The 8442-nt window shown below is 68.3% G+C and carries 15 protein-coding genes; all 15 read right to left on the bottom strand.

What is annotated here, in order from left to right; all coding sequences use genetic code 11:
- Nucleotides 1-38: 38 nt before the first annotated feature.
- The 15 genes from ACGFNP_RS25605 to ACGFNP_RS25675 all read right to left on the bottom strand — a co-directional run bounded on the left by ACGFNP_RS25605 (nucleotide 39) and on the right by ACGFNP_RS25675 (nucleotide 8371).
- A complete protein-coding gene (locus ACGFNP_RS25605) occupies nucleotides 39-230 on the bottom strand; it encodes a hypothetical protein (RefSeq protein WP_393322898.1) in 192 nt (63 codons plus the stop codon).
- A complete protein-coding gene (locus ACGFNP_RS25610) occupies nucleotides 227-670 on the bottom strand; it encodes a hypothetical protein (RefSeq protein ID WP_393322901.1) in 444 nt (147 codons plus the stop codon). Before ACGFNP_RS25610 ends, ACGFNP_RS25605 begins: the two co-directional genes overlap by 4 nt.
- Entirely contained in the window at nucleotides 667-1437 is a 771-nt protein-coding gene (locus ACGFNP_RS25615; RefSeq protein ID WP_393322904.1) for a phage antirepressor, read from the bottom strand. Before ACGFNP_RS25615 ends, ACGFNP_RS25610 begins: the two co-directional genes overlap by 4 nt.
- On the bottom strand, nucleotides 1434-1928 hold the full coding sequence (locus tag ACGFNP_RS25620) for a hypothetical protein (protein WP_393322907.1): 495 nt from the start codon (nucleotides 1926-1928) through the stop codon (nucleotides 1434-1436). Before ACGFNP_RS25620 ends, ACGFNP_RS25615 begins: the two co-directional genes overlap by 4 nt.
- 10 nt (nucleotides 1929-1938) lie before the next feature.
- Nucleotides 1939-2304, bottom strand: a complete 366-nt coding sequence (locus ACGFNP_RS25625) for a hypothetical protein (RefSeq protein ID WP_393322910.1) — start codon at nucleotides 2302-2304, stop codon at nucleotides 1939-1941.
- Nucleotides 2301-3053 carry an HNH endonuclease gene (locus tag ACGFNP_RS25630; protein WP_393322912.1) on the bottom strand — a complete coding sequence of 251 codons (753 nt, stop codon included), beginning with the start codon at nucleotides 3051-3053 and terminating at the stop codon, nucleotides 2301-2303. The genes ACGFNP_RS25625 and ACGFNP_RS25630 overlap by 4 nt, the downstream gene beginning before the upstream one ends.
- Nucleotides 3054-3061: 8 nt before the next feature.
- Complete coding sequence (locus tag ACGFNP_RS25635; protein WP_393322915.1) at nucleotides 3062-3493, bottom strand: hypothetical protein; 432 nt, start codon at nucleotides 3491-3493, stop codon at nucleotides 3062-3064.
- Nucleotides 3490-3993, bottom strand: coding sequence for a hypothetical protein (locus ACGFNP_RS25640; protein WP_393322918.1), 504 nt, complete (start codon nucleotides 3991-3993; stop codon nucleotides 3490-3492). The genes ACGFNP_RS25635 and ACGFNP_RS25640 overlap by 4 nt, the downstream gene beginning before the upstream one ends.
- Nucleotides 3990-4898 carry an ATP-binding protein gene (locus tag ACGFNP_RS25645; protein ID WP_393322921.1) on the bottom strand — a complete coding sequence of 303 codons (909 nt, stop codon included), beginning with the start codon at nucleotides 4896-4898 and terminating at the stop codon, nucleotides 3990-3992. Before ACGFNP_RS25645 ends, ACGFNP_RS25640 begins: the two co-directional genes overlap by 4 nt.
- Entirely contained in the window at nucleotides 4898-5176 is a 279-nt protein-coding gene (locus ACGFNP_RS25650) for a hypothetical protein (RefSeq protein ID WP_393322924.1), read from the bottom strand. The genes ACGFNP_RS25645 and ACGFNP_RS25650 overlap by 1 nt, the downstream gene beginning before the upstream one ends.
- Nucleotides 5176-5475 carry a hypothetical protein gene (locus ACGFNP_RS25655; protein ID WP_393322927.1) on the bottom strand — a complete coding sequence of 100 codons (300 nt, stop codon included), beginning with the start codon at nucleotides 5473-5475 and terminating at the stop codon, nucleotides 5176-5178. Before ACGFNP_RS25655 ends, ACGFNP_RS25650 begins: the two co-directional genes overlap by 1 nt.
- Nucleotides 5472-5726, bottom strand: coding sequence for a hypothetical protein (locus ACGFNP_RS25660; protein WP_393322930.1), 255 nt, complete (start codon nucleotides 5724-5726; stop codon nucleotides 5472-5474). The genes ACGFNP_RS25655 and ACGFNP_RS25660 overlap by 4 nt, the downstream gene beginning before the upstream one ends.
- Nucleotides 5723-5929 carry a hypothetical protein gene (locus tag ACGFNP_RS25665; RefSeq protein WP_393322933.1) on the bottom strand — a complete coding sequence of 69 codons (207 nt, stop codon included), beginning with the start codon at nucleotides 5927-5929 and terminating at the stop codon, nucleotides 5723-5725. The genes ACGFNP_RS25660 and ACGFNP_RS25665 overlap by 4 nt, the downstream gene beginning before the upstream one ends.
- Before the next feature lie 310 nt (nucleotides 5930-6239).
- Nucleotides 6240-7226: a hypothetical protein gene (locus ACGFNP_RS25670; RefSeq protein WP_393322936.1), complete on the bottom strand. Its 987-nt coding sequence runs from the start codon at nucleotides 7224-7226 to the stop codon at nucleotides 6240-6242.
- Nucleotides 7227-7885: 659 nt separating this feature from the next.
- Nucleotides 7886-8371, bottom strand: a complete 486-nt coding sequence (locus ACGFNP_RS25675) for a hypothetical protein (RefSeq protein WP_393322939.1) — start codon at nucleotides 8369-8371, stop codon at nucleotides 7886-7888.
- Between the last annotated feature and the right edge of the window lie 71 nt (nucleotides 8372-8442).

Here is an 8442-nt window from a genome sequence, read left to right on the forward strand (position 1 = left end):
GGCCACGCATGCCTGCACAGGAGCGGGCAGCGGGTCGTCTACGGGGAGGGGATCTCGGCGTGGGCCTCGGCGAGGTGAGCCCAGTTGCCGTGCTCGCCGGCGTGGTCCTCGTGCTCGCCGCAGAACTCGCCGGCCACATCAGGGTTCGGGAAGCCGCACGGCTGAGGGTCGGTCGGAGGTTCGGCGATGCCGCTGCACTCGTCGCAGGGGCACTGCCAGTCGGTGCTCACGCTTCACCGCCGAGGGGAAGCTCGCCCTGACCAGGGACGCGAAGCGTCTTGAGCTTCTGCACTTGCTCGTAGGAGTCCTGCGCCATCTCCACCAGCACGGCCGGGTCGACACCGGCCTCAGACACCCACCGCGCGAGTTGGGGAGCGAAGTCCTGGCTGTCGTCCCAGTCCTTCCAGAGGGCGCGCGCAACGTCGTCGGCCACCTCGCTTCCGGCGTGCTCGATCAGTGCGCGGAGCAGCAGAGCCACCGCCCAGCCGGTACGCGAGGCGCGCAGCGCTTCCTTCCAGGCGTGGCCATCGACGAGCCCGTTCAGCTTCATCCGCAGGTGGTGCTCCTCCAGAGCGAGGACAGCGTTGTGACGGGCGATGCCCTCAGCGGTGACCTGGCTCAGGAAATCCGGGTACGGCGCGAGGTCGTTGAGGGTGGGCTTGTCAGTCATGCGATCTCCCCGATGGCGAACAGGCCTGGCTGGTGGTTGAAGTGCTTGACGAGCCGCTGCCGCAGCCAGTCCAGGCCGCGCGGCGTGACGCGGGTCGTCTTGACGCCGTGGCCGCCGGGGACGAGCAGGAAGTACGGCTCGTAGTTGGCCTGGTAGGGCGTGTTGTTGTCCTTCAGGACCTTCAGGTCGCGGAGGAGTTCCAGCAGGTTGTTCCGGCCGAGTCCGCCCGTCACTCGGGTGAGGATCTGCGCGACGGCGGCCCACTCGAAGGTGCCGTCCGACTCCATGAACTGCGAGTACGCCTCCGCGAGGGGGCGCATCTCGTCGCGCTCCTTCTCGACCAGGGCGCGGGCTTCAACCTCGTCTGCGACGCGCCGCAGGGCCGCCGCGTAGTCCTCGGGGATCGCCGGCCGCTGCTGTGCTACCAACTCGCCGCGACGTAGCGCCGGGAGCACTTCGGCGAACACCCACTTCTGGAAGCGGGTTACCTGCTTGCGGATTGCCTCGTTCTTGATCCGCGACGCCTGACGCTGACCCATCACCCGGTAGAAGCCCGCCTCGGTGACGTGCCACATCTCCTGCTCGCCACCAAGGGTGGGAGCTGTCTCCCACCCTTTCTCGTCGCCGGGGACCGTGCGGAGCATGTCCTTGGCCGAGTGGAACGCGAGGGACCGGGCGAGACCGGGAGCCTGAATCTTGAACGAGTCGCCGACCGGAGTGATGTGGAGTTCGAATTCGCCGTTGTCGAACAACTGGATTTCGCTCACTTCGACCTCCTCCTCTCTTGGTTGCTGGTCTGTCGGGTATCCGCCGCCACCTCGACCCCCGATGAATGGCGAGGTGGCGGCGGGAGGATCAGAACGGGGACTTGTCGGCGATCGGCTCCCACGGGTGGACCGAGGACCGCTGGCGCCACAACTGCCAGCCGTTCCTCGCCGCCGTCTCCGCTGCCAGGTCGCCGCATCAGCGGGTCAAGCTGGGCGGGGGTGACGTCCCGGCGAGGGGTGACCGTCCAGTTCTCGCGGGTCGGCAGCGCCTCGAACTCGGCGATCCGCTGGCGGGCCTCACGAAGCTCAGCGACCAGGCTCGACATAACCGTCGCCAGGTCCTCGGCCGCCTTGGCGCTGTCGTCATCGCTACCCGCGTAGTAGGTGCGGATGGAGTCCTCGATGGCGTCCAGGTCGAGCGGCGGTTCCTGCGCGGGCTCGGCTGGCTCTCGGTCGTCTCCCTGCTCGTACAGGTCGTCTACGTGCGTCATGGCGATCTCCTCAGGGGATGTCGATGTCGGACGGCGAGCCGTACGGGTCTCGCCTGAACTCGGCGGCGAGGCCCAGCGCCTGTGCGCGATAGCAGGCGGGACAGGCCCCGCAGGTTGGCCCGTCAGGAGGGTTGGTGGTGCACCCGACCGCGCCGGCCGGGCAGTCGTGATCGGCCGGTTTCGTCTCGTTGCACCAGCGGCAGTCCCGCATGTCGTCCACGGGCGGCAACTCAGCCACCGTGAATGCGGCGACCGCGAGTCCTTCGCCCAGGCCGTGGCGGATCTCGCCGCACCCAGTGCAGGCCATCAGGTCCTCGTTAGCGGCGTGTGGGCGAACCGCCGCGCAGGTGATGCACCAGATGTCGATGACGCTCAAGACGCCACCTCGACGACGAAGGGCGACGAGCCGCACGAGCAGGTGAACAGGCCCTCACGGGGAGCCGACCGGGGCGGGCAGTCCGCATGTCCGAACCGCTTCACCGCCTCGACTAACGCACCGCGGCCGTTGATGAGGTCCCACATGGCGCACGCCACGACCGGGATGGGCCGCTTGCCGTCTGGGTGAGTACCGGCGGGGGCGACACGCACGCCGCCGTTACTGTGCAGAAGCACCCAGCGGAAACGCTCGTGAAGGACGGGGATCTCCCACGGGCGGGCGACCCCGGCGCGGACTTTCAGCCCGAGCTTCTCGGCGCGGGCGGGCTGCTTGTTGTCGATCAGGTCATGGCAGGCCCGGCACGCCCACAACAGGTTCGACGCGAGGTTCGACCACGCCTTGTCAGTGCCGCCCGTCCCTTTGCCCTCACGGTGCGCCGGATCCGTGCCCTCCGCGCGCCCGCCGCAGACCAGTCCGACCTCGCAGGCGCCGCCCGACCGTTTGAGCAGGATCCGCTTCACCGCGGACGGGACACTCTTCGGCCGTGACAGCTTCTTCGCGCCGCTCCGCTTCAACGGCTTGCGCGGCTTCTGCTCCTTCGCCGGGAAGGTGAGGTGCCAGCCGCGCATGCACTGCTCCACATCCGTGGGCAGCACCCGCGACAGGCCCAGGCCCTCCATCCGGCGCCAGTAGCGGCGGGCCTCCTCCTCGGAGGCGAAGGTCGCCTTGCTGCAGCACGAGGTTTCCACGCGGCTCTTCATCGCGGACCGCCCCGGTAGGTGCCGAAGTGGTCGGTCGCGTTCTTGTTCAGCGACCGCATGATCTCGACCTGCTTGCCGACCTGGCTCATGTAGGCGCCGGCGTTCTGCCGTTCCAGCACGGCGTTCTTCCACGCCCAGTACGGGTCGGGGATGCGCCTCTCGAACCAGGCTTCCTCCGCCTTCGCGGTCACCTGCCCGGCGCCGCGCCCGACCTCGGGGCAGTCCGGGTGGAGTTCGTGAGGCTTTCTGGCGTCGGAGTAGTCCTTGAACCGGTCCAGCTCGACGCGCCGCGCCTCGCGATACGCCAACCCGGCCGCGGCCAGTTCGTTGTTCAGCAGGCGAAGAAACTGGTCGGTCTCCGGCGGAGTGAGGACGTCGCCCTCATCGAGGAACTGGAAGCCCCCATCGCGCTTCTCGAAGGTGGTCACGGCTCGCTCCTGCGGATGCCGAGCAGCCCAGCCAGGTCGATGTCTCCCAGGTCCGGCAGGTCCTTCTCCTCGACCACCGCCAGCAGCGAGTCGGCGCCGTCGTCGGGGTAGAAGCACTGTCGCGGCGACGACCCGTAGCCGAGGGCGACGCCGGGGATCTCCTGCCCGTGCTCGTCCACCGGGCCGCCCATGCGCGCGACGGTCTCCAGGACTTTCGTCTGGTAGGCGGCGCGGACGGTCGGCACCTGCTCGACCTCGGTCGGCGCCGTCTCCTGCACCCAGGCGACGAACTTCTCCCGGTCCGTCACCTGAGGCTTCACCTCGGGCTCGGTCATCGCGACCTTGCCGAGCCGTGCCGCGCCCAGCTTGGCCGCGTTCTTGTCGCCGGGCTCCTGCTCGATGAACAGCGTCACCTGCTTGAGCGCTGCAGAGATCTGCGAGGCGCGCATCTTCAGCAGCGCGAACACCAGTCGCGCTTCCTTCGGGGTCAAGTCGTTCACGCCGTCACCGCCGCCTCGACCGACTTCGGCTTGGACAACTCCATCCAGCGGCGGCGGGCCAACTCGCCGAGCTGTGTGGCGTCGCCGTGCTCGTCGATGACCTGGGCGCCGAACAGGCCGCGCTTGCGGATGTCCGTCCCGGCTGCGGCTACGTCGTCGAGGGTGGCGTACTGGTCGAGCAGCAGGTCGCGGAAGTGCAGGGCGTCGGGGCTGGGCTTGCCGTCGCCGAGCCACGCGGCGATCTCCTGCGCGAACTCGGCGTCCGGCTTCGCGACCACCCGCCCGGCGATGTTGCGGGCACGCGACTTGGAGACGACGAGCGTGTTCTCGTGGTCGAGGTCGCCAACTATGTCGAACTCGTACTCGATGCCTTCGCGCTGCTCCGGCTTGAGTCCAACCTTGCGCGGCACCTTCCGACCCCGCTGGTCCTCCTCGATGACGTAGTCCGTCTTCGAGCGCATGGTGACGATGACGTGGCCCGGATACGACACCAGCGCGTCGATCATCTGGCGTTCCTGCGGCCGGGCTTCCTTCCACCCGCCGAAGGAGTTACCGCCATAACCGCGCTTGGCGGCGGCGTCGACCTGCTCCAGCATCCCGCCGGTGCCTGACCAGAAATGTGTCAGCGAGTCGACGACGACCACGTCATGCCCCTGCGACGAAGCCGCAGCGAGCGCCTGGCACAGGGTGACCGGCTCGAACGACTGCAGGTTCAGCCGGCTGAACGCGAACTCGTCGGCGTACTTGCTGGCCGACCCGCGCTCGGTGTCGATGACGGCGACCTTCTGGCCGAGCACGGCGGCGATGGTCAGTGCCGTGTAGGTCTTCCCGGACCCGGTCGGGCCGGTGAGCGCGATACGCGCCTTGGCCTCGTCCTTGGTCGCAGGCTCGAACGTGAAGCCCATCAGTTCTCGTCTCCCTCTTCGTTGGGGGTGTCGTCGTCAAAGTCGGCGGTGCTGCGGCGGTAGTCGGCTTCCGTCTCGCGGTCCAGCACGGCCGGCTTCTCGGCCGCGGACAGCCGTGCGGCGAACGCCTCGACCGACTCGGTGCGGATCTCGTAGTGGTCGAGGCGTAGTTCGGCGTCCAGGACCTTCGCGAAGATCAGGGCGAGCACTTCGCGGTCGGTACGGCGTAGTCGGGCTGCGGCGTCTCCCACCGACAACCAGGGGGATGTCTGCGCCATCACCGGACCTCACCGGCCGTTCGCCGGGAGAGCGTGTGCTTGGCGTACGCCTTCAGCCGGATCCCGCCGAGCTGCTCGGCGACCGCCCGGATCGCGCCGCCCATGTCCTCGTGCGCGGCGCGCAGCATCTCCGGCCTGCGCCCCTGGCTGCCGTAGGCAGTCACCGCGTACAAGCCGTTCGGGGAGAGACCCTCCGCGTGGAAGGTGACCGTGAAGCCGTGGAAGCGCAGAGCCTCCAGGCAGTGGCGGAAATCGGCGTGCTCGACCTCGTGACGGACGAGCTCAGCGGTCGCGGTCATGCTGGCACCGCCCGCTCGACGGGGCGGAGGGCGGCGACCGCGACCAGTTCCTGATGCTCGGGCTCGTCTCGCCATCCGGCCAGGTCCACCCAGCCGCCGCCGTTGCGGCCGATCATCGGAACCATGCGCACATTCGGCCGGTGGATCCAGACGGTGTCGTCGTCCTCGTAGCCACGGACAATCCACGTGCCGTCTGTGCCGTTCCAGGTAACGGTGTCGCCGTCGGCCGGCGCCCACGTCTTGGCGTTCACCGGGACACCGCCGCTGCCTGCTCGGCGGCGTCAGCGGCGTCGCGCATCAGAACCACTGCGTCCTCGCGGTTGCGCAGGACGCTCCAGCGGTGCACCCACAGGTCATCGGCGCCAGTGGCGCACAGGTGGGCGGCCAGCAACTCCAACGCGGCCTGCGCCACCTCGTACGAGCCCGACCGTCGCAGGGCCAAGTACAGGTCCACACGGCCTATCAGGGCGTGAGGCAGCCTCTCCAGGGCGTTGGCCGCACGTCTTAGGACGGCGCAGACTCCGGCGGGATCTACTGTCTCGCCGGTTCGTTCGGGAGATGAGATAGTGGTGGACAAGCCAGCCACTTCCTTCCTCATGTTGTTGATCAGGGTTGTGGTTGGTGGTCAGGCCCTCGTCCGGCGCACTCCGGCGGGGGCCTACTTACTGGTCAGGCAGCGGGCCGTGGGGTGTCGATGACCTTCCGCTCGATGCAGGACAGGCGCCAAGCGGCGATCACGGACTGGTTGAAGCGCTGGGTAGCGGTCACGTCGTCTCCTCCTCTCCGAGGTGGATGCGCCGCGCTTCGCGCCACAGGTCCTTCAGGAGTTCCTTGGAGACGATGCGGAGGGCGCGGGCCTGCTTGTGCTTGCGCGACAGGTCGGAGCCGACCGGGGCGGGCTTGCCCTTCGGGCCGCAGCGGACGCACTCCGCGTGGTGGATGGCATCCACGTACTTCTCGCGGGCGGCGTCGTAGACCTTGCGGTAGCGGGAGCACTCGCACCCGTCCGTGTGGGTGGCGTAACCGCGTTCCTCGTCGGCCGGGCAGGTGCGCTTGAGCTGCTTCATCGTGGATTCGGCGATGAGGTAGGCGCGCATCTTTGCCGTGCTGGACCAGTTCGCGCGCTGGCCCCGAGCCCGCTTGGGGGCCACCCCGACGCCCGACGCATGGGTATCGCTTCTACTCTGGTCGAGGTGGCCGGTCTTACCCCCGCTGGCGCTGACCAGATGGGTGTCGGTCGTGAGCTGACCAGCGGGGAAGTTCATGACGTGGTAGCCGCAGTACGCCCACAGCTCACTTACGCGGCGGGGGCGTGCAGGCTCGACGGTGCCGTCCTCGAACCGCATCTCGGGCCGCATGTACGGGTCGCCGATCGACGCGAGCAGGCGCGCGGCCTGCTTGTCGCCGACGCCCTTCTGGGCCTTCAGCCACGGCGCGAGCGGGTGGGACTTGAGCCTCTTCGTGAGGTTCTTCGTTGCGTCCTGCTGCGCCTTGTCCAGCGCCTCAACGAGGGCGGCGAGGCGGGCGACGTCGGGGTGGTCGAGCGTCAGGCCGAAGCCGCGCTCCTCCCCGTCCGAGTCTTCAACGTCGCGGGTGAGCTGCCGGAGGCGGTTGGTGTTGGCGATCCACACCGACTCCAGGTCGTCGAGGACATCGGCGGCGAGAGCGAGGAGCGGGTCTGCCAGTTCCGGCGGTAGCCGTATGGGCATCGCTTCGCGTACGGCCGGAACCGACGACCCTGCTTCGTCCACCCCTGGCAAATCGGCTTTGGAGAGCGCACGATCTATGGCCAGGGGCGGAGTCTGATCCGCGAGAGGCGTTGCCCATGTGGGCGCCGAGCTTACGCTGGCCTCTCGCGGAAGCTGATCCCCGGACGGCGTGTCGTGTATGGCCGACGAGCGTGTATTGGCCGTCCGGGGGGAATTGGCAGCCGACAGCGAGGCTGCTTTGGGAAGTGGCAGATCTATGGCTGTCGGCTGAGCTGAGTCCCCGGCGACGCTTGAACAATGGGAATCGGGGTCACCCTGGTCGCCGGGGAGGTCTTCAGCCAGGCCACCGCACTCACGATGGGCGTCGGAGCAGTTTGGGGCGGCCTGGCTGGCCTTGAACGGCAGCAGCGAGGAGTCATTGGGAGACGCGCTCCTTTTGGCCGCTGCCGTAGATGAGGTCCCCGCAGGCGCGGACCATGTGGGATCCGGATCAGATATGGCCTGCGGGGAAGAGTTGCCCTCGACAGCGCTCGCGTCTTGGGTGTCGGCGGGGGCCTGGCCGTCGAGGGAGCCTGACCCGGCCAACGCTTCAGCGACGGGCGTCGACAGATCTGGGGTCGACCGGGAAATGCTGTTCCGCCCCAACGAGAACTCCCTGGGCGTCGTGATCCCGCTAGCTGGGGCGGAAGTCTGTGGGGTGCTCACTTGCCACCACCGAAGTAGGCGGCAAGCACTGAATCGGGGAGGTCGCGGACGTGCTGCTTGCCGTGCTCGGCGAGCAGGTCCCGCAGCCCCTTCAACTGGTCGGCGTTCGCGAGGTTCCGGGCAGCGAGGTCTCGCCGCGCCGTCTCAGCGAACAGGAGATCTTCGGTGTCGCAGTCGGCGAGAACCTTCCAATCCTCAGCGGCCGGGCCGATGTTGATCCGCTCGCGAAGCACCACACGCCACGCCTCGCGGATCTCCGCGACCTTCTTTGACCGGCCGACCGGTCGAACCTTGCCGCCGGGTGTCGGCACCTCGTGGAAAGCTGCGGGCGGAAGAATCAGCGTCCTGTTCCCGGTGACGATCTTCTGCACGTAGGTGCGGATCATCTCGTCGAACGCCTCGCGAAGATGGTCATCCGGGACGCGCTTCGATACCTCTTTGGCCAGCGCGCCAGGGTCGGTAAGGGCGCTGGTGGCCAGCACGTCGCGGACGATGGCTCGCAGGTTGAACGCTGTCGCGGTGCTCACTTCGGGCTTGTCCTTCGCGTCGAGGG

Source organism: Nonomuraea sp. NPDC049269 (assembly GCF_043197155.1).
In the GTDB taxonomy this organism is placed as follows: Bacteria; Actinomycetota; Actinomycetes; order Streptosporangiales; family Streptosporangiaceae; genus Nonomuraea.

Excerpts from the sequence above, each read along its gene's own strand:
- ACGFNP_RS25610 (WP_393322901.1), bottom strand. The coding sequence starts at position 670 with ATGACTGACAAGCCCACCCTCAACGACCTCGCGCCGTACCCGGATTTC.
- ACGFNP_RS25620 (WP_393322907.1), bottom strand. The coding sequence starts at position 1,928 with ATGACGCACGTAGACGACCTGTACGAGCAGGGAGACGACCGAGAGCCA.
- ACGFNP_RS25645 (WP_393322921.1), bottom strand. The coding sequence starts at position 4,898 with ATGGGCTTCACGTTCGAGCCTGCGACCAAGGACGAGGCCAAGGCGCGT.
- ACGFNP_RS25650 (WP_393322924.1), bottom strand. The coding sequence starts at position 5,176 with ATGGCGCAGACATCCCCCTGGTTGTCGGTGGGAGACGCCGCAGCCCGA.
- ACGFNP_RS25655 (WP_393322927.1), bottom strand. The coding sequence starts at position 5,475 with ATGACCGCGACCGCTGAGCTCGTCCGTCACGAGGTCGAGCACGCCGAT.